We start from the raw sequence: 18,945 nt of genomic DNA, 5'->3' as shown, positions 1-18,945 counted from the left end.
ACATACAGATAACCAGCACTGGCAAGCGTCACTGCTCGCCTTGCCCGAGCGCAATCAACCCTGCCGACGAATGGCGCCCGCCGTCCTGCGCCAAGGCATCGCCCAGCCGGCACAGCGCCTCGCGCAGCGCAGCTGAGCCGTGCCCCGTCCAGGTCAGCAGCAAGCAGTGCTGGTAACGTCCCTGCACGCTGAACCGTGCGCCGGCGATGACTGCCAAGGCGGTACCCGCCATCGCCGCCACCAGGCGATCCACGGGGACAGGCTGCAACAAGCGCACCCACACGGCATTGCCGCCCTCGGGCATGGCAAAGTCCAGTTGGCCTCCCAGGTGCACCTGCAACTGCTGACAGAACTGTCGCATGCGCAGTGATTGATCCACGCGCAGGCGGTTCAGGTGATCGTCGATTTCACCCTTGGCGAACATCTGCGCCAGGGCCTGCTGGCGCAACGGCGGCAATTGGTAGGCGCGCCGGTCAAACGCTTCGCCCAGCGCCGGATGCCGGCCCAGCACGTAGGCATAGGGTGCCTCGGCGCCAACCACGGCTTCCAGCGAGCCCAGCACCAGCAACCAACGTTGATCGACCCAGTCACGCAAGCGCGCGCCAGGCGGGTTGAAACAGCGTTCGCTGTCCAGGTCGTTCTCAAGCAGCCAAACCGGTTGTCGCGCCAGCAGCCGGGCGACTTGCTGTTGATCGTGCGACACGATCATGCGCCCCCCGGGCAGGCCCAGGCACGAGGGCATGACCAGCATGCGCACCGAACCCTGCTCCAGTAGCTGTGCCAGGCTGCCAAGGTCGAAACCGCCATGGCTGCCCTGAGGCATTTCCAGCACCTGCATGCCAGCGCGCTGCAAAACCTGCAGCAAGCGCCAGCAACAGGGTGATGTCACCAGGACCATGCCGCCCTGCAGCGCCAATACCGCCAGCAGCGTTTCCAGCAATGCCTGTACGTCAGGGCCAAGGTGCACATGTTCCGGCTTCCAAGGCTGGCTGCCCGAACGGCTATAGCGCTGCGCCAGCACCTCGCGAAGACGCGCGCCGGCGATGCTCGGTGGCACTGGCAAGGCTTGGGCACGTTGGCGCGCAAGGCGACGTTCGTGCGCGAACAGCGTGCGCTCAAGGCTTGGCAGCACAGGCTCGAGACAACGGCCCAGGCGAGCCCCACCCAGCTTGACGCTGGGTTGCACGAAGTATCCGGATTTCGCCACCGAGCGCACCCGGCCTTCATTTTCCAGCAGGCTGTAAGCCGCCTGAACAGTCGCCAGAGACACCCGCAGGCGCCGGGCCAGAGCCCGCAGCGAAGGCAGTCGCGGCTCGCCACCCCGCTCTGCCTGGTCGATCAACGCTTGCAGGTAGCGATACACCTTGTGGTAGGCGAACTCTCGCCCCATCAGCGCGACGCCTCTCGGCCTGCCGGGCGGTCCAGCAAGCGCAGCTGCACATCGCGCCGCGCCAGCCCTGCCAGCAGCCGCCGAGTGCCGTGCTGAAGATGCCCGCCGTAGATTGCCCGCAAATGTCGAAGCGCAAGGCCGCTGGTATTGATCAGCCAGTTCTTGACCGCATCCGGGCAAGGTTTGCCTTGCAACGCACGGTGCAGGTACGGCAATGCCACCAGCATGTCGGGGTGTCGGCACTGCAGGAAGCGCTCCAACCCCCGCCCGCGGTCGGCGAACGGACCATGGAGCATGCAGATGAGCTGGGCCTGGTCGGCGCCATGCACCTGAGAGAAGCGCACCGACTGTGGCCTGTGCTGCGCGCTCGACGCTCCTTGATCCTGCAGCCGCAATGCCTCCCGCGCACGAGCAGGCGCCAGGCAGCGCGAACACAACGCCCGCAGCTGCGCCAATGCCACGGGATCCAGATAGGCAGCCAGCGGTGTGGCGTCATGCGCAGGCTCGAGCTTGAGCTCCATCATCCGATCAAGCGCGCCTTCATCCAGCAGCTGGGGCAAAAGATCATCGATGGACAAGAGCCGCATCACTGCTTCATCGGGCTGCTCGTGGTCAGGCATTTCGGGCTCGCCAACCGGCAGGCCGGCCAGCCCGTGCAACTCGCTCAATCGATCGGCCAAGGCCGCAACGCAGGGGGTCACCTTGACCGGGCCGGCGCCCCCTGTCAGACGCAAGCCCCGGCGAGCCCAGGCCAGGTAGCGGCGCCTTTGCTTCGCGGGCATGGCGGTCACCAGCGCATCTGCACAGGGCTGGCCGTCGCACGCCAACCCCACCGCGGCCGCCAGCTCAAGGTGCAGGCGGCTGCCGAGCAGCGCTTCAGGCCGCGGGTCGATCAAGTGCCCGAACAGCAACATGGCATCGCGCGCCAGTGCCCAGGGCTCACCAGCACCGACGTTACGATTGAAAGGCTCCACGCTCCCCGACATGACCATCTGCAAGTTGACTCGCGGGTCGTCATGCATGAACAGGGCATCGAAACTGCGCTGATGGTGTTCCAGCAGGGCACTGCTGAGTGCCGGTACGCCCACTACCCGCACCTCCAGCTGGAAAGTCACCGGTGCGCGCAAGGCGATGCTCAACTGCGCCGCCCGCAAGATCGCGAGCAAGCGGGCGCTGCGGTTATCGCCGCCCTGTATCACCAGCAACCTGAAAGTACCGATGTAGTCCGGGCCTCCGGCCGCCACCAGCAAACGCTGGATAAGCAATTGCAGCGAGGCGCGCTGAGGTTGCGTCATATGGGCGAGCAAACGCTCCAGCACTTGTTGGTAGATGTAATGCATAGCCTGATCGTGAATATGGCTCACGGGATTACCTCACCGCTTCAGTCATGCACCGCACCGTATTGTTCGCATGAACAACGGCGCGGCGAAATCGACAGGAGAAATTTCCTATAGTTATTTGTAAAAAACTGAAGTAGCGAAACGCTGTCGCCAAGCCATCGAGAAGAAAGATCCCCTTCGCGCACCTACCACTTGGCACCTCGACCCAGCGCGGGGCCTCCCCTTCTCCATCACACGCTCCTTGCGTTAACTGTCATTACGCCATTATCAATCGTCGCCGAATGAATAAAAGATACAGATGGCGGTAAAAAAACCATTCAGTCTGCGGAAAATTCCAACACATTCACTTACGTAATTCCAAAACAGGAAGTCGCCCGGGAGAAAACGAATTGAAAAATAAGTCTAACTCGAAAGAGCAATGGGAATATTGAACTTACGCCGTGGGAACTTTCTTATATTTCAGGCAGAAAAAACCCGGGCTCTGCCCGGGTTCTTCTTGCACTGTCACTTTCTCAGGACTGCGCCATGTCCAACACCACCCGCCCACCGCAGGGACACTCGTCCATGCAGCGGTGAGCCTCGACCACCTGACTGAACGGAAACACCTTGATGATCTGCGGTGTCAGCAGTTGATCGGCGGTGAACTGATTGATATCGCGCAAGGCACGTTGCAAGGCCACCTGATCCTGACTGATGCCCAATTCCGGCTTGCCGGTGAAGTTGCCGATGCAATGCACATGGAGCTGGATGTTCTTCTGGAACGCCGCGCAGGCCGGGAACGGCGTCTGGTTGCCCCCTTGCAGGCCATACAGCACCAGGCTGCCACGCGGCGCCAGGACATCGCCGAGCAACGACATCTGCGGACCACCCATGCCATCGAGGACCATGTCCACACCGCGGCCTTCGGTGTACTTGCCGACCTGCATGAGCAAGTCCTGCTCTTCGGTGACGATCACCTTGTCCGCCCCCAGCCCCAGCAGGTACTCGCGCTGCTCGGGCTCCTTGGTGGCGGCGAACACCTTCAGCCCCAGCGCCTTGCCCAGCTGCACGAACGCAGGGCCGGCACAGTGGCTGGCGTCAGTCACCAGAGCGGTCTGCCCGGCCTTGGCACGGGCCAGATCGACGTAGGCGAAATAGGCGATCAGCAGCGGCGTGTAGTGCACGCTGGCCTCGATCGGCGTGAGCACGTCCGGATAACGGGTGATTGCCGTGCGCGGCATGACGATGACGTCGCCATACACCGGATGCTCGTTGGCGCTGGCGGCCGGGAAGCTGGCCACCCGATCGCCGACCGCGATATCTTCGACACCCTCGCCGACCGCCATCACCACGCCCGCCATCTCGCTGCCGATCCCGGCCGGCAGGCGGGCCTGGGACGGTGCCAGGTTCTGCCGCCAAAGCACGTCGTACCAGCTCACGCCGATCGCCTCTACGCGAATCTGTACCTCGCCAACGCCAGGGGACGGTTCGGCCTGCTCCTCGCAACGGAGCACATCGGCAGCGCCGAACTTGTGGAAACGGATCATGCGGGACATCGCATACCTCGCCTGTGTGAACCTCGTATTACCACGAACTTTATCCGGGCTTTGGCCGTTAGACCATCAGTGGCGGTTAATAGTCGACATGCCTGTCATCGATTGGGCACCTGACATTCCTGTGCATTGGCCCCCGGAAATCGGTGCAGGGTAACAGCCTTTGGCCTTAATATTCACCCCTGCCCCACTTAAGGCGAAACGCACCGATGAATCGAAACGACCTGCGTCGCGTAGACCTCAACCTGCTGATCGTGTTCGAAACCCTCATGCATGAGCGTAGCGTGACCCGAGCGGCCGAGAAGCTGTTCCTTGGCCAGCCGGCGATCAGTGCGGCGCTGTCGCGCCTGCGCAACCTGTTCGACGACCCGTTGTTCGTGCGTACCGGTCGCAGCATGGAGCCTTCGGCGCGCGCGCACGAGATCTTCGCCCTGCTCTCCCCGGCACTGGACTCGATTTCCACCGCCGTCAGCCGCGCCGCCGAATTCGACCCGGCCACCAGCAACGCGGTGTTCCGCATCGGCCTGTCGGACGATGCCGAGTTCGCCTTGCTGCCGATGCTGCTCAAGCGCATCCGCGCCGAGGCGCCAGGCATCGTGCTGGTGGTGCGCCGGGTCAACTACCTGCTCATGCCTACCCTGCTGGCTTCGGGGGAAATCTCGGTGGGCGTGAGCTACACCAACGAATTGCCGGCCAACGCCAAGCGCAAGGTGCTGCGCCGTAGCATGCCCAAGCTGCTGCGCGCCGACAGCGTGCCGGGCAGCATCACCCTCGACGATTTCTGCGCCCGCCCGCATGCGCTGGTGTCGTTCGCCGGCGACCTGTCCGGGTTCATCGACGAGGCGCTGGAGGAAATCGGTCGCAAGCGCCACGTGGTGCTGGCGGTGCCCCAGTTCAACGGTCTGGGAAGCCTGCTGGCGGGGACCGATATCGTCGCCACGGTGCCGGACTACACGGCGGATGCGCTGACTGCGGCCGGGGGGTTGCGTGCCGAGGAGCTGCCGCTTGAGGTGCGCAGTTTCGAGCTGCACATGGCCTGGCGAGGGGCACAGGACAATGACCCGGCGGAGCGGTGGTTGCGGTCGCGGATTCAAATGTTCTTCGGGGATCCCGACAGTCTTTGACCGGCCTGGCTGGACAGTGTGGTGTGGCGGGTCTGGACAGGACCACGACGGCCCTGAAACGAACGGTTCAGGTGACAACGGAAAGTCGTCACCAAGGCACTGACCGATCTGATCAGGCGCAGCGCTTGAGGATCGTCTTGATCGGGCGTCGCACTCGGCGCTTCGACACATCCCTGGCCTTGATCCAACGGCAAGCCTCGATCTCGTTTCGGGGGCGCGGTTTATCGTCTGCCTTGCGGGCTTCGAACAGGTAGTGGATGACCTTGTCTTCCCGGTACATCGTGAGGTAGCGAAGCTCATCGAACGCAAGGCCGGTTTCCTCGGCCATTTCTCGCATAGCCGCTTCGAGCGGCGTCTCATCTCGCTCAACGCGTCCGCCTGGCAAGTTCCACTTGGCGTTGCGTTTGCGAACAAACAAGACCTCACCGTCTTTGCGGTAGATGATCGTGGCGCGCAGCTTGATGCCTTTTCGCTTGGCTGTTGCAGTGTCCATTGCCTTCATGCGCTGCCCTTTTGTAATTGACTGGCTTGGATCCGGCAGGTTCCTTCCCGAGATTAGAGTGTCCTTGTGTCGGTTAGATGACTGTCGTTGCGATCGTTAGGTTCAAGTTGCCCATGGCTGACGATCTGCTGCCGGTGCCGAACAGCCTGGGTTCCTCTCTGGTCAATGCCGATTTTTTGAAACAGTGCGTCTTCGAGACTGAAGAGCACTTCCTGTATCGGATGCCTGTTCCAGCCTCGGCGCAGCCGCAACCCCCTGATGAAATAGTGGCAGGAAAAGCGCTAGGGCGACCGGCAATGCCCGCCAGTCCCAATGCTCGATGAGCACGACCCCGAGCATGGTCACGAGAAGGACCTCCATTGCCCGCTCGATCAAGCTACCAAAGCTGCGCCCTCGACTGAAGAAAGCATCACCGCCCCGCAAACCCACAACCGTGAAATCAAGGTCGGCGACAAGGCGCCCGATCAATACAAGCGCGACGACCAGGCTGTGAAGGACTGGAAAGCCAAAGGCCTGCCAGCCCCCGAGAAAGAAAGCCACTGGGTGCGCATGGGCGACCATTATGTGCTGGTGCAGATCACCAACGGCGTGGTCCTCGCCATCCGCTCAGCGTCCTGACTCAAGCGTTGGCAAGCGCAGGCCCCTCGCTTATCGACGCCAGGTCCTGGGCTGACCCGTATCGTGCGGTTCAGCGCCTGCTCAGGGCCAGGCGGGCGGCAAACAGGACGAAGACCAGGCCAGTCGTGCGGTCCATCCACGTGATGACCTTCTCGCGGCGCAACACGCCGGCCAGGCGCTCTGTCGCACCGATCAACGCCATGGACCACAGCAACCCGAGCACCACGTGGATGCCGACCAGGCCGAAGGTCCAGGCCACCAGCGGCTGCCCCTGCGGGATGAACTGGGGCAGGAACGACACGTAGAAGATCCCGACCTTGGGGTTCAGCAGGTTGCCCATCATGCCCTTGAGGAACCAGTTGCGAGCGAGTTGGCCATTGGCAGCGGTCGCTGCCATGGAATGGCGCGGGCGCAGCAGCATGTTGATGCCGAGCCAGGCCAGGTAGGCTGCGCCGCAATACTTCAGGACGTCATAGGCCAGTTCGGAAACGGCAATCAGGGCGCCGAGGCCGAAGGCGACGGCGGCGCCCCACAGCAGGCAGCCGGCATTGATGCCCAGGGCAGCACGCAGGCCCTGCTGGCGGCCCTCTGTTGCAGAGGTCCGGAGGATCAGGGCTGTGTCCAGCCCCGGGGTCAGAGTCAGGAGCGTGGCGGCCAGGGTGAAGGCGATCAGGTTGTCGGCGATGGACATGGGTTCGTATCTCGCAGGGTCTGGACGCAGCGTAGCACGGAGGGTCTACGCACTTTTCGGATTGCTGACAGGGACTGCAGCCCAACTCGGCTGTAACTTCACTGATACACTTTGCGCTGTTTAGCGACCAGAAATATACCGAACATCAGAAATCAGACTCTGCACTAAAATGGCAACTTGCCAGCTCGCCTGAACTTTCTAGAATTGAACTTGCCAGCCTCTCTCAGCAGAGTCCAATGTCTGCCGCTCCGCACGTCCGACCCCATCGACGTAGTGCAAGCCGCTGTTCGTGGCTTCTGGATCCGGTCCCGCTCCTGTGCCAAGGGCGACCTGATTCAGGTAATGCACCATGGACAGCAACAACAATTCGACGAGTAACTATGCCGTCTGGCTGCCTGGCAGTGCGCTGATACTGAGCCTTGTCGTTTCTGCCTTTGCCCTGTCGCGCGCCCCCTTTCTGGAAACGCGCCCCGAAGGTGCCCAGTTCCAGCCGCACACCACTATCGAAGCCCGCCTGTGGCAAGACCCCTTCGATGCGTTGGAGCGTTACCGCAAACGTGTCAAGGCCCTGACCGACACCCCACCGCCGACGCCATGTTCCAAGGCTCGACCCCAGAAACCCGCTCAGCTGATCGTGGCGTTGGTGGAAGATGGCGCCTATGCCGAAACCGTCGAGCTTCGACGGCGGATGCGCTATGCCATTCTGGCGGGTCTGAAGAGCGCTCGACTGGTGCCTGAGGACGAGCAGCATGTGCGGTGTCTGGCCATGAAATCCAACCCGTTGGAACTTGCAGCAGAGCCGCAAGCAGCGGATGTGGAAGTCCCCTACGAGGATTTCATCGCCGATCCGCTGATAGCCTACCCGCGCGACAGCGCAAGACAGGCACCTGAAGGGCGCGTGAGGCTGCTCTGGCTCAAACAGGATGTGCTCGCCAAGAATTCGGCAACGCAAGATCCGCTAGGGGAGCTGAATAACTTACGAACGGCATTGAGCGACAGTTCGAGCAGCGACACGCTGAAGGTGATTGGCCCTGCCGACTCCGCGATGCTGCGCAGCATGTATCTGCAAGAGGCCTATGCACGTCGTGGCCTGAGCACCACAGGCGAGCCCATCGAGCATGGGAAAAACCAACCGGCGCAGTTCTGGCAGAACATCGAAATCTATTCCCCCTTGGCGACGGCAGACAAAACACTGTTGGTGGGCAGCTACTACACGCAAGACCACGATGAGCAAACGTCGCCAAGGGACCTCAAGCTGGTACGCACGATCAGCGACGACACCATGATGGCCCATCTGTTGCTGGACGAACTCAAGCTGCGCAATGTCGACCCAGCGACAGGCGCCCGATGCACCGAGGAGAAGGAAAGCCTGTGCTTTTCCAACTGGCATAACGCCAATCGCATTGCCCTGGTTTCCGAATGGGACAGTTTCTATAGCCGCGCTCTGATCGAAAGTTTCCGCATCAGGATCGGCGAACGACCATCGCTGCCACCGCTGGACGAGTACCGGGTCGACCCATGGGTCCTGCGCTACAGCTACCTGCGTGGCCTGGACGGCCGTCTACCCGAGGACACCATCGCCAAGACCGAGCAGAAGACCGAAAAGCAGAATCGCCCGATCGAACTCGGCCCGGAGGAGAAATCGGACGGCAACTCGCAGTTGGACTACCTGCGACGTCTCGCCGATCACATAAAAATGCAGGACCAGGCCTTCCTCGCTGCCGGCCAGAACGGCATCGGTGCCATCGGCGTGCTGGGCCTGGATACCTACGACAAGCTGCTGGTGCTGCAGGCGCTGAAGAGCAGCATGCCGAACAAGTTGTATTTCTCCACCGATCTGGATGCGCGCATGCTGCAAAGCGAGCAATCCCAGGTAACGCGGAACCTGATACTGGCATCGCCTTATGGCCTGACACTGACCCGTGCCCTGCAACAGGAAATGCCACCGTTTCGCGACAGCCTGCAGAGCGCAGTGTTCGTCTCGGTACTGGCAGCGATGGCGCCCGAGCCGTTCCATGCCAAAAAATCGAAGTTCAATTTCAGCAAGGCCGGCATCTTGTCGCCGAGCATCTACGAGGTCGGCATCAGCGGCTTCATACCGCTCGACAGCAGCTCCACCAAGCGACGCCCGCCAGACTGCTCGCCTCTGGACAATGTTTCTGCCCAGGGCACGTATATTCGCCCGCAGGACATCATGGCCTTGCGTTGCCTGCAGGATCCCTCGCCGCCGATTTATCCAGACCCTTCCAAGGCACAGCAAGACCGGTTGCATGGAACGTTGTCGTTGTTCCAGGCGGGCCCGCTGACATTGATCCTGGTGATACTCGGTCTGTCACTGAGTTGGTGGGGCTGCAGCAGAGGCGAGAAACGCGTGGGATTGAGTGCATGGATACCATCAGCCCTGTATGGCGCGGCTGCGCTGACTGCGTGGGTCGCCATGCGCTTCTGGCTGGTCGAGATGCTTTGGGTCACCTTCGGCCTGGTCGTGCTGGGGTTGATCGGCTCCATCCTCAACCGTCGGGCCCAGGACACGACCAGCATCGACCGAACCGGTGTTGCGGCCCGCGGCCTCTTCGACGCCAATGCCTGGTATGTGTTGGTACCGCTGGTGGTTTTCATCCTGGCATTGCTATGCGCCTACCAGCAACGCAGAAGCCTGACCGAAAATGGCCTGGGTGAGCCGATGTTCCTCCTGGAAGGCATCAGTGCCTGGCCGACCCTGGCCCTGCGCTTGCTCGCGGTGCTCATATCGATCAGCGCAGTGCTATGGGGAGCGCGCAGCCTGCGTGTGAACTGCCAGGAAATCGAGCGTGAATATCGCCTGCGCCCCATTTCGAGCGAATTTCCGGCCGGGTTATGGCAGCAACTTCGGCACCTGACCCGAGATGGCAAACTACGGCCATTCAACCGTTTGTTCGACGCGCTTGGTCTGTGGATACACCATGTATTCCTGCCGCTCTCCCCCGACACTCCAACCAACCCACGCCCCAGGAGGCTGGCGTGGTACTGGCGCGAGCACCGCATTTGCGGAAGTTTCGGGGCCAGGTTGTTACGCGCGGCCCTGAGCTGCTGGGTCTTCGTGGTACTCACCAGCCTGCTGTTCGTGATATGGCCCTTCGCCGGCACGCCCATACGGGGCAACTTGTCGTTGGGAATGTGGACTTGGTTACCTTCCTTGTTGGCCTTCAACCTGCTGGTTTTCTGGGTAATAGATGCCAACTGGCTGCTGACCGGCTTTATACGTCAGCTCAGTGAAGAGCACTGGCACTGGCCAAGAAAGCTGCGTCGGGAGCAATCCCTGTTTCTCGGCAACCACCAGCATTCGTTGCACAAGGCCGCACACCCCAGCATCGACGAATGGTTCGGCCTGAACCTGATCGCCAAGCGCACCGCCGCCGTCAGCCGCCTGATCTACGCGCCAACCATCGTGCTGCTGATCCTGATCGTTTCCCGCAGCAGTTACTTCGACAACTGGCCCACCCCGCCAGGGATGATCATCACCTTCACGCTGACGGGGCTGATCCTGCTTTTTTCGGCACTTTCCCTGCGCCGGTCGGCCGAGAAAGCCAGAACGCTCGGCCTGCAACGCATCGACCAATACCTGCTTGAAATCGCCGGCGAAGAACCGCTGTCCGCCAAGTTCCGCCTGATTCGCGAACGCATCGTGGCGCTGAACACCGGCGCCTTCTCCCGCTATGCCGACGAGCCGGTGGTACGCGCACTGCTGCTGTCGCTGACCGGCATCGGTGGCTCGGCGTTGGTCGATGCGTTGAACTACGCGAAGTTCTGATGCACCCACACGCCGGCCTGCGGGCCGGCAGAGGAGCTCATCATGCCCACTGCAAACGATGTCAAATGGTTCAAGTCGCACTTCCAGAACCGCTTGCAACCTGCCCTGGTCGGTACCCCGCTGACCGTGGACTTCCTGACCGCCATCGCCTGCCAGGAGTCGGGCGAGATCTGGCCGACCCTGCGCCACGACCTTCCGGAAGCAGAGGTATTGCGGCTGTGCGTCGGCGACACGCTCGATGCCGACAAGGGCCGCAAGGCCTTTCCCAGAGACAAGGCCGCCTTGCTGGCCGCTCCGCGCGGCCAGGAGATGTTCGAGCTCGCCCACCAGTCACTCGTCGAAATGGCCCAGCACGTTCAAGGCTTCGCTCCCGTGGCGAAACGGCAGAACAAGTTTTGCCACGGCTTCGGCATCTTCCAGCGCGACCTGCAGTTCTTCAAGGACGATCCCGACTACTTTCTCGACCAGCGCTACGCCCAGTTCGACGGTGCGCTCGACCATTGCCTGGAGGAACTCAAGCGCGGCCTGACGACACTGGGGCTATCCAAGGCGCAATCGCTGAGCGACCTGCAACTGGCATCGGTCGGCATCGCCTACAACACTGGCGGGTTCAATCCGAAAAAGGGGCTGCGCCAGGGCTTCTTCGATGGCAAACGGTTCTACGGCGAGAACTTGCTCGACTTCATCCAGCTCGCCCATACCGTCACCCCGGACGGTGCGCCTCCCCTGCTTGCGCCTGCTGCGCCAGGCCTTGCGCTGTTGCCACCCCCGAGCACGCTGTCGGCCACGGGTGCGTTCCTGCGGGTGGACACCCGCGAAAGCACCTTGCGCGTGCGTAGTGAACCGCGCATCAGCGAACCGTCCAAAGCCAACGTCATCGGCAACCTGCCCGACGGCCATCCGGTTCGTGCTGTCGGCAGCCGTGCGCAGAACGGCTTCCGGGAAATCGAAACCTCGCTCTTCGGCGCCTTGCTGCACGGCTTCGTCGCCCAGAAGTACCTGGTTGCGGATGAATCGATCGAGGATGTGCCTGTCACCCTGCCCGCCCCCACGAACCCCTCCACTGGCATCGTCGCGGTATACATGCCGCACAAGCCGAACCAGGTCACCCGACGCACCGCGCCTGCTGGAGCGCATTCATTGAACGAACGCGGCCAACCGCAACGCCAGGGCGACACGCCGCAGGCGCTGCGCACCGAACTGGCCACCATCATCGAATGGCTGGGCGTCGACAATCCCGCCAACAAGCGCTACCAGCCCCATGACGGTCTGACCTTCTGCAACATCTACTGCCACGATTACTGCTACCTCGCCGGGGTGTACCTGCCACGCACCTGGTGGACGGCCAAGGCGCTGCTGGACCTGGCGCAAGGCAAGGCAGTCGCCCCGCTGATCGGCGCCACGATCACCGAGATGCGGGCCAACGACCTGTTCCGCTGGCTGCGCGATTTCGGCAGCGAATTCGGCTGGCGGCAGACCGGCACCCTCAGCAAGTTGCAGCAGGCCGCCAACCAGGGCGCGGTGGCCCTGATCGTTGCCCGGCGCAAGGAGGATGGCCGCTCCGGGCACATCGTCGCGGTGGTGCCCGAGGATGCCACCCACAGCGCCCGGCGCGGTGCCGCCGGCGAAGTTGTCGCGCCGCTGCAGAGCCAGGCAGGGGCGCGCAACTTCGAATATGCAACCGGCAATGCCAATTGGTGGAACGGCGAACAATTTGCCGAAAGTGCGTTCTGGATACATGCCTAGGTCATCACACTCTCAACCCGAACAGAGGACGCTCCCATGCCCAACCTCGTGATCTGCTGCGACGGCACCTGGAACACCCCCGAGCAACTGGACAAGGGTGTCCCGGCACCCACCAACGTGGTCAGGCTGCACAACGCCGTGGCGGACGAAGACGCCACCGGCGCCCATCAGGAAAAGTACTACCACCCCGGTGTCGGCACCTCCGGCAAATGGTGGGACAAGGCGCTGGGCGGCGGCACGGGGTCGGGGCTGGACGACAACATCAAGAGCGCCTACCAGAAGCTCTGCTATAGCTACGCGCCGGGCATGGACATCTACCTGTTCGGCTTCAGCCGCGGTGCCTACACCGTGCGCAGCCTCAGCGGGCTGATCAACAGTTGCGGCTTGCTGAAGATCGCCGACCTGGAAGCAGCGGAGGTCTGGCAACGCCTCGACCGCCTGATGAAATTCGGCTACCGACGCAAACTCGAAGATCGCGACGACTGGATCAAGCTGGGCTGGAAATTCCATAACGCCAAAGGCGCCAGCATTCCAATCCGCTTCATCGGTGTGTGGGACACCGTCGGCGCACTGGGCATACCGGACGACATGGCCTTGCTCAACCTGCTCGATGACCGCAATCGCTACACCTTCCACGACACCGCCTTCCACGCCTCTGTGCAGACGGGCCGTCATGCCCTGGCGATGGACGAGCGCCGTGCCTCCTTCCAGCCCACCCTGTGGACAGACGTGCCCGCAAACTGTGATGTGCAACAGTTGTGGTTCCCCGGCGTGCATTGCGACGTGGGCGGCGGCTACCGCGAAAACGGCCTGGCTGACGGCGCCTTGAAGTGGATGATCGACGAAGCGTCGCGCTGTGGCCTGGCGTTCAACCCCAAGACCATCAAGCAGATTCATCCTGACTTCCACGACATGATGCATGACTCCTGCGATGGCGTGTTCAGCCTGTTGCCCACGCAGCCGCGCAGCATCCCCAACCTCAAGGCACAAAAGGCCAGCTTTCATGCAACCGCGCTCAAGCGCCAGGACGACCCGCCCATCACCCAACACCCTTACCGGCAATCGCGCCTCATCTCGCCGCCGCTGCCGCTGGTGATCGACATTTCCGCTCGCATCCTCTGGAACGAAACGGGCTTGTGGCTGGAGGCCGGCCGCACCTATCGCTTCAGCGCCTCCGGGGAATGGCTCGATAGCTCGATCAAGTGCGGCCCGGCTGGCACCAATGACGGTAATTTCCAGCCGGCGGAGGTCGCCCAACTGGTGGCCAGCGCAGTCGGGCAAGTGGAGTCCTGGTACAGCAAGCTGTTCAGGAACGACGATGCCAACTTCAGTTTCACCAAGCGCCATGAACAGTTCCCCTGGTTCAGCCTGATCGGGGCGATCGCCAACGGCGATGGGGTCGACGCCAAGGGATATCTGATCAAGCCTGAAATATTCGAGATCGGCAAGGAACGCACCTACACACCAAAACGGTCAGGGTATCTCTACGCCTACGCCAATGATGCGTGGAACTGCTATGGCAACAATCGAGGGCACGTCGCGCTGACAGTGAAGTGATGCGTTCGGCGCGCATGGCCAAGCGCGATGGAAACGGGCCTACCTGCAAACTTTTTCCAGCAGCTCGGGCGCGATCTGCCAGGTGTCCTCGTCGAGGTAGAAGCGCCGCTTGCCATAGACGTGCCGAGCGCCGGGCTTGAGGGTTGCCTCGACCACCCAGACGCGGTGCTTCTCGTAGCGCACGTACTGCGGCTCGATGGCGCCTGCCTTGAGGAAGTCGGCGTACTTCAACGACTTGCTCGCCAGCTTGTAGCTACGCGGGCCCAACGTGATGAAGGGCTACTACCGCGCCGACGGGCAGATGGCGTTCCCCGGCGTGGTGCTTAGTGCAGCAGCATCAATTGAATACCCACAACACCCGCGTCGGCTTGTCGGTCAAATTGGCATAACGGAAACTGGCGTGGGATTGCAGCTGAAAACTGTCATTGGCGTACAGCGTCACCGGTTCGCCCTCGTCCAGCCACACGGTCAGCTCGCCTTCGAGCACGAAGCAGCCCTGCTCCGAGCTGTCATTGAGGAACTCCTCGCCGCTGGTGGCTCCTGGCTCGAGGTGGCTGTCGAGCATGGAGAACCCCCCCGTGATCGTGGGCGATACCAGCACATCCGTGATGCCCCCGGCCAGGTGCAGCGTACGCCGCTCATGCGGGCGCGTTACCCACTCGAGGTCGCGGGGTTTGTCCAGGTTATAGAAGTAGGCGGTCGATACGCCGAGCGCTTCGCTGATGGCTGTCAGGTCTGCCACGGTCGGGCGCGACACGCCGCGTTCGACCTGGGAGAGAAAGCCCACCGAACGGCCGATGCGTTGTGCCAGCTCGCCCAGTGTCAGGCCTTTGAACTTGCGCAGGTCGCGAAGCAGTGTGGCCAGCTCTTCAATTTCTTCGTGAACCATGATCAAGCGCGACCAGTCATTGCGGAATTATTGGCATGGAAAATACCTGAATAATTGCACAAATCAAGCGCGTGACCTGCAGGCACCTCGGCAGGGCAAATGCGCCCCTGCCGAGGTGCCCTGCCCTTAACGGATTGCCTGATAGGTCAAGTCCAGGCACTTGCGGGCCTTCTCCACCAGCTCGTCGATTTCTTCGAGGCTGATGACCAAGGGTGGTGCGATGATCATGGTGTCACCCACGGCGCGCATGATCAGGCCGTTGTCGAAGCAGTGCTGGCGGCAGATCATGCCGACGCCCTTGCCTTGGTAACGGGCCCGGGTGTCCTTGTCCTTCACCAGCTCGATCGCGCCGAGCATGCCCAGGCCACGCACTTCGCCTACCAGCGGGTGGTCGGCCAGCTCGCGCAGGCGCTGTTGCAGGTAGGGTGCGGTGCGTTCGCGAACCTGCTCGATGATCTTCTCCTCACGCAGAATGCGCAGGTTTTCCAGGCCCACCGCCGCCGCCACCGGGTGGCCGGAATAGGTGAAGCCGTGGTTGAAGTCGCCGCCTTCGCTGATCACCTTGGCCACTTCATCACGCACGATCACGCCGCCCATGGGGATGTAGCCGGAGGTGAGGCCCTTGGCGATGGTCATCAGGTCGGGCTTGAGGTCGTAGTAGTCGGTACCGAACCACTCGCCGGTACGGCCAAAACCGCAGATCACTTCGTCGGCGACGAACAGGATGTCGTACTTGGCGAGGATCTCCTTGACCTTCGGCCAGTAGGTCGACGGCGGGATGATCACGCCGCCCGCGCCCTGGATCGGCTCGGCGATGAAGGCGGCGACCTTGTCCACGCCGACCTGCAGGATCTTCTCCTCCAGCTGCTGCGCCGCCCACACGCCGAACTCGGCCTCGGTCATGTCGCCGCCTTCACCGAACCAGTACGGCTGCGGGATGTGCACGATGTCCGGGAGCTGACCGCCCTGTTCGTGCATGCCGCTCATGCCGCCCAGGCCCGCGCCTGCCACGGTGGAACCGTGGTAGCCGTTGATGCGGCCGATGATGACTTTCTTTTCCTTCTTGCCCTTGATCGCCCAGTAGTGGCGAACCATGCGCAGCACGGTGTCGTTGCCCTCGGAGCCGGAGCCGGTGAAGAACACGTGGTTCATGCCTTGCGGGGCGACGTCGGCAATCGCCTTGGCCAGTTCCAGCGCGGGCGGGTGCGCGGTCTGGAAGAACAGGTTGTAGTACGGCAGTTCCTTCATCTGCTTGCTGGCCACCTCGGCCAGCTCGTCACGGCCATAGCCGACGGCCACGCACCACAGGCCAGCCATGCCGTCGAGGATCTTGTTGCCCTCGCTGTCCCACAGGTACACGCCCTTGGCCGAGGTGATGATGCGTGGGCCTTTCTCGGCCAGCTGCTTGACATCGCTGAACGGTGCCAGGTGATGGTCACGGCTCATCGCTTGCCAGGCCAGAGTCTGCGAATTCTTTTCACTCATCGGTCTATCTCCATCAAATGGTCGCAGTCGAACTGCGGGGAAACTTTTTTATCCAAAAGGCGGCCAGTATTCAGGCCGACTTCAACATCAATTGGCGCAATACCGAACGTTGCCGGCAGGCTCTTCCAAACGACTGGAACATGGTCAGGTAATGCGGGTTGTCCATGACCTGGAATTCCGGGTGCCATTGCACGGCCAGCGCAAATGCCTTGCTGCCTGCAACCGAGATCGCTTCCACCAGGCCATCCGGCGCAATGGCTTCCACCCTGAGCCCGGGGGCCAACACATCGATGCCCTGGCCGTGAATGGAATTGACGTCGATGACCGGCGGTATGCCCATGCGGTCCATCAGGCCGCCGGGCTGGATATGCATCTTGTGGCGCGGGCCATATTGCTTGTCCACGGGCTCATCCTTGCCTTCACGGTGGTCCATGAAGGTGCCGGTCTCATGCACGTGCTGGTGCAGGGTGCCGCCCAGTGCCACGTTCATTTCCTGGAAACCACGGCAAATGCCGAGCACCGGCACGCCCGCGGCAATGGCCGCACGCATCAGCGGCAGGGTCGTGGCATCGCGCAGGGGGTCGTGATGGGTGCCCGGTGCACTGGCCGGGCCGTTGTAATGGAACGGTTCGATATTGGACGGCGAGCCGGTAAAGATCAGCCCATCCACCGTGTCGAGTATGTCGGCGGTATCCATCAACTCAGCGAGACTGGGAATCACGATAGGCAAACCACACGCCGCAGTGGCGGCAGCGCGCGCGTACTTCTCACTGATTTTCTGAATCGCATGCTGCTCGATCATGCTGGTGCATGCGGTGATGCCGATAACTGGCACACGTGGCATATCTATCATCCTCCGGCAAATCACTGTTGCAAGTTAGGGTCAAACGTGTGGATAGAGGGTGCAGCGCTTATGGCTTGAACATCGCTACTTACAAGAACCAGCGATATTCACGCGCATTGATTTCATTCAGGAAATCCAGTTGTTCCTGGCGTTTGTTCTCGCAATAGACCATCACGAACTCACTGCCCAGCCCTTCGTTGACCACCGGGTGGTGGCGCATGGCGGCCACGGCGCCGAGGGCGTCCTTGGGGAAGTCGATGCCGCTCTGGCGGTTGTCGTTCAACGGTGCAATCGGCTCGACGCCCCGATCCAGGCCATGTTCCATCCCGGTCAGGATCGCTGCCAGCACCAGGTACGGGTTGGCATCGGCGCCGGCCAGGCGGTGTTCGATGCGCAGGTTGCGCGGGTCGGACTCGGGAATGCGGATGCACGCATCGCGGTCTTCGAAGCCCCAGCTCGCACGGCTTGCCGCGTTGACCATGGCACCGTAGCGGCGATAGGCGTTGTGGTTGGGGGCGAAGATCGGCATGCAGTGCGGCAGCAGCTCCAGGCAACCTGCCACGGCATGGCGCAAGTTGCGCTGCTCACGGCCGGCGAGGATGTTGTTGCCCTCGTTGTCGTAGAGGCTGACATGCACATGCATCCCGCTGCCCGGGGCGTCCAGGTAAGGCTTGCTCATGAAGCTTGCGCGGTGGCCATGTTTCATCGCCACGCCGCGGGTACTGCGGCAGAACAGCGCCGACCAGTCCGCCGCACTCAGCGGGTCATCGCTATGGGAGAAGTTGATCTCGAACTGGCCAGGACCGAGTTCGGCCGTGATGACGTTCGCCGGCACGCCCTGCTCATTGGCAACGTCGACCATCTCGTGCAGCACGGAAGAAAAGCGCGACAGCCGTTCGATGTGCATGTTCGGCTGGTCGTCTTCATCGTCGGTCGCGCCATCGCGTGGGAACTGCGGCAGGCCGTCCTTGAGCTTGCGGTCGAACAGGTAGAACTCCAGTTCAAAGGCCACCACCGGGCGGATGCCACGCTTGGCAAGGCGCTCGATGACCCGCGCCAGCACTTCACGGGGCTCGAACTCGATAGGCTTGGCGGTACCGTCCGAGGTGATCAGCATCTGCGCGATCACTTCCTTTTCCCAACGCACCGGTTTCAAGGTACCCGGCACCAGGCGCCGTGGCGCATCCGGGTCACCGTCGGCAAAGCAGTAGTCACCAATCGGGTAGAGGCCACCCTGGGTGCCCAGCAATACGCAGTTCTGTGGCAATTTCAGCGGGGTGCCCGCGGCCACTTTCTCCAGCATGTCCATGGGGTAGCGCTTGCCATAGAAGTGCCCGGGAATATCCAGGGCAATCAGGTCGACATAGCGCACCTCAGGGTGGGCTGCTCGGAAAGCGCGTACTTCAGTCAACAGATCCGGAAAGATGACACTCATCT

General features: G+C 62.2%; 15 protein-coding genes and 1 pseudogene. 6 read left to right on the top strand and 10 right to left on the bottom strand.

The window, feature by feature from the left end; all coding sequences use genetic code 11:
• Window positions 1-28 precede the first annotated feature (28 nt).
• The 3 genes from PPL01S_RS09210 to PPL01S_RS09200 form a co-directional block, all read right to left on the bottom strand.
• A complete protein-coding gene (locus PPL01S_RS09210; protein ID WP_028624877.1) occupies window positions 29-1,390 on the bottom strand; it encodes a GntR family transcriptional regulator in 1,362 nt (453 codons plus the stop codon).
• Window positions 1,390-2,754 carry a hypothetical protein gene (locus PPL01S_RS09205; protein WP_028624878.1) on the bottom strand — a complete coding sequence of 455 codons (1,365 nt, stop codon included), beginning with the start codon at window positions 2,752-2,754 and terminating at the stop codon, window positions 1,390-1,392. Before PPL01S_RS09205 ends, PPL01S_RS09210 begins: the two co-directional genes overlap by 1 nt.
• 488 nt (window positions 2,755-3,242) lie before the next feature.
• Window positions 3,243-4,265, bottom strand: a complete 1,023-nt coding sequence (locus PPL01S_RS09200) for a zinc-dependent alcohol dehydrogenase family protein (RefSeq protein WP_028624879.1) — start codon at window positions 4,263-4,265, stop codon at window positions 3,243-3,245.
• 206 nt (window positions 4,266-4,471) lie between these two features.
• Here PPL01S_RS09200 and PPL01S_RS09195 point away from each other — a divergent pair, with 206 nt between their 5' ends.
• Window positions 4,472-5,386, top strand: coding sequence for a LysR family transcriptional regulator (locus PPL01S_RS09195; RefSeq protein WP_016395014.1), 915 nt, complete (start codon window positions 4,472-4,474; stop codon window positions 5,384-5,386).
• 112 nt (window positions 5,387-5,498) lie between these two features.
• Here the strand turns inward: PPL01S_RS09195 and PPL01S_RS09190 are convergent, their stop codons facing one another.
• Complete coding sequence (locus tag PPL01S_RS09190; protein WP_016395015.1) at window positions 5,499-5,888, bottom strand: NUDIX hydrolase; 390 nt, start codon at window positions 5,886-5,888, stop codon at window positions 5,499-5,501.
• A gap of 113 nt (window positions 5,889-6,001) precedes the next feature.
• Here PPL01S_RS09190 and PPL01S_RS25070 point away from each other — a divergent pair, with 113 nt between their 5' ends.
• The gene (locus PPL01S_RS25070; protein WP_144062904.1) at window positions 6,002-6,211 is read left to right on the top strand and encodes a hypothetical protein; all 210 of its coding nucleotides are present in this window, start codon (window positions 6,002-6,004) and stop codon (window positions 6,209-6,211) included.
• Complete coding sequence (locus tag PPL01S_RS09185; protein ID WP_016395016.1) at window positions 6,201-6,506, top strand: RcnB family protein; 306 nt, start codon at window positions 6,201-6,203, stop codon at window positions 6,504-6,506. The genes PPL01S_RS25070 and PPL01S_RS09185 overlap by 11 nt, the downstream gene beginning before the upstream one ends.
• 70 nt (window positions 6,507-6,576) lie before the next feature.
• Here the strand turns inward: PPL01S_RS09185 and PPL01S_RS09180 are convergent, their stop codons facing one another.
• Entirely contained in the window at window positions 6,577-7,197 is a 621-nt protein-coding gene (locus PPL01S_RS09180) for a LysE family translocator (RefSeq protein ID WP_028624881.1), read from the bottom strand.
• 349 nt (window positions 7,198-7,546) lie between these two features.
• On the opposite strand from PPL01S_RS09180, the gene PPL01S_RS09175 reads away from it, so the two are divergent.
• Genes PPL01S_RS09175 through PPL01S_RS09165 form a run of 3 tightly spaced genes read left to right on the top strand, consistent with a single transcriptional unit; the run spans window position 7,547 to window position 14,290 of the window.
• On the top strand, window positions 7,547-10,987 hold the full coding sequence (locus PPL01S_RS09175) for a hypothetical protein (protein ID WP_028624882.1): 3,441 nt from the start codon (window positions 7,547-7,549) through the stop codon (window positions 10,985-10,987).
• Between the two features lie 42 nt (window positions 10,988-11,029).
• Window positions 11,030-12,733, top strand: coding sequence for a hypothetical protein (locus PPL01S_RS09170; protein ID WP_028624883.1), 1,704 nt, complete (start codon window positions 11,030-11,032; stop codon window positions 12,731-12,733).
• A 36-nt stretch (window positions 12,734-12,769) separates the two neighbouring features.
• On the top strand, window positions 12,770-14,290 hold the full coding sequence (locus PPL01S_RS09165) for a T6SS phospholipase effector Tle1-like catalytic domain-containing protein (protein ID WP_028624884.1): 1,521 nt from the start codon (window positions 12,770-12,772) through the stop codon (window positions 14,288-14,290).
• A 72-nt stretch (window positions 14,291-14,362) separates the two neighbouring features.
• On the opposite strand, the pseudogene PPL01S_RS09160 reads toward PPL01S_RS09165, so the two are convergent.
• The 5 genes and pseudogenes from PPL01S_RS09160 to PPL01S_RS09140 all read right to left on the bottom strand — a co-directional run.
• A pseudogene (locus PPL01S_RS09160) lies at window positions 14,363-14,545 on the bottom strand (DUF1329 domain-containing protein); the annotation flags it as partial.
• A gap of 82 nt (window positions 14,546-14,627) precedes the next feature.
• Complete coding sequence (locus tag PPL01S_RS09155) at window positions 14,628-15,182, bottom strand: helix-turn-helix domain-containing protein (protein ID WP_028624885.1); 555 nt, start codon at window positions 15,180-15,182, stop codon at window positions 14,628-14,630.
• Window positions 15,183-15,305: 123 nt separating this feature from the next.
• The gene (locus PPL01S_RS09150) at window positions 15,306-16,664 is read right to left on the bottom strand and encodes an aspartate aminotransferase family protein (protein WP_016395023.1); all 1,359 of its coding nucleotides are present in this window, start codon (window positions 16,662-16,664) and stop codon (window positions 15,306-15,308) included.
• Between the two features lie 70 nt (window positions 16,665-16,734).
• Complete coding sequence (locus tag PPL01S_RS09145) at window positions 16,735-17,508, bottom strand: gamma-glutamyl-gamma-aminobutyrate hydrolase family protein (RefSeq protein WP_016395024.1); 774 nt, start codon at window positions 17,506-17,508, stop codon at window positions 16,735-16,737.
• An 88-nt stretch (window positions 17,509-17,596) separates the two neighbouring features.
• Complete coding sequence (locus tag PPL01S_RS09140; RefSeq protein ID WP_016395025.1) at window positions 17,597-18,943, bottom strand: glutamine synthetase family protein; 1,347 nt, start codon at window positions 18,941-18,943, stop codon at window positions 17,597-17,599.
• Between the last annotated feature and the right edge of the window lie 2 nt (window positions 18,944-18,945).

The sequence above is a fragment of the Pseudomonas plecoglossicida NBRC 103162 = DSM 15088 genome, assembly GCF_000730665.1.
GTDB lineage: Bacteria > Pseudomonadota > Gammaproteobacteria > Pseudomonadales > Pseudomonadaceae > Aquipseudomonas > Aquipseudomonas plecoglossicida.
The sequence above is the reverse complement of the archived record's forward strand: the minus strand, read 5'-3'. Positions and strand labels throughout refer to the sequence as shown.

Excerpts from the sequence above, each read along its gene's own strand:
- PPL01S_RS09210 (WP_028624877.1), bottom strand. The coding sequence starts at position 1,390 with ATGGGGCGAGAGTTCGCCTACCACAAGGTGTATCGCTACCTGCAAGCG.
- PPL01S_RS09200 (WP_028624879.1), bottom strand. The coding sequence starts at position 4,265 with ATGTCCCGCATGATCCGTTTCCACAAGTTCGGCGCTGCCGATGTGCTC.
- PPL01S_RS09195 (WP_016395014.1), top strand. The coding sequence starts at position 4,472 with ATGAATCGAAACGACCTGCGTCGCGTAGACCTCAACCTGCTGATCGTG.
- PPL01S_RS09190 (WP_016395015.1), bottom strand. The coding sequence starts at position 5,888 with ATGAAGGCAATGGACACTGCAACAGCCAAGCGAAAAGGCATCAAGCTG.
- PPL01S_RS25070 (WP_144062904.1), top strand. The coding sequence starts at position 6,002 with ATGGCTGACGATCTGCTGCCGGTGCCGAACAGCCTGGGTTCCTCTCTG.
- PPL01S_RS09185 (WP_016395016.1), top strand. The coding sequence starts at position 6,201 with ATGCTCGATGAGCACGACCCCGAGCATGGTCACGAGAAGGACCTCCAT.
- PPL01S_RS09180 (WP_028624881.1), bottom strand. The coding sequence starts at position 7,197 with ATGTCCATCGCCGACAACCTGATCGCCTTCACCCTGGCCGCCACGCTC.
- PPL01S_RS09175 (WP_028624882.1), top strand. The coding sequence starts at position 7,547 with ATGGACAGCAACAACAATTCGACGAGTAACTATGCCGTCTGGCTGCCT.
- PPL01S_RS09170 (WP_028624883.1), top strand. The coding sequence starts at position 11,030 with ATGCCCACTGCAAACGATGTCAAATGGTTCAAGTCGCACTTCCAGAAC.
- PPL01S_RS09165 (WP_028624884.1), top strand. The coding sequence starts at position 12,770 with ATGCCCAACCTCGTGATCTGCTGCGACGGCACCTGGAACACCCCCGAG.
- PPL01S_RS09150 (WP_016395023.1), bottom strand. The coding sequence starts at position 16,664 with ATGAGTGAAAAGAATTCGCAGACTCTGGCCTGGCAAGCGATGAGCCGT.
- PPL01S_RS09145 (WP_016395024.1), bottom strand. The coding sequence starts at position 17,508 with ATGCCACGTGTGCCAGTTATCGGCATCACCGCATGCACCAGCATGATC.
- PPL01S_RS09140 (WP_016395025.1), bottom strand. The coding sequence starts at position 18,943 with ATGAGTGTCATCTTTCCGGATCTGTTGACTGAAGTACGCGCTTTCCGA.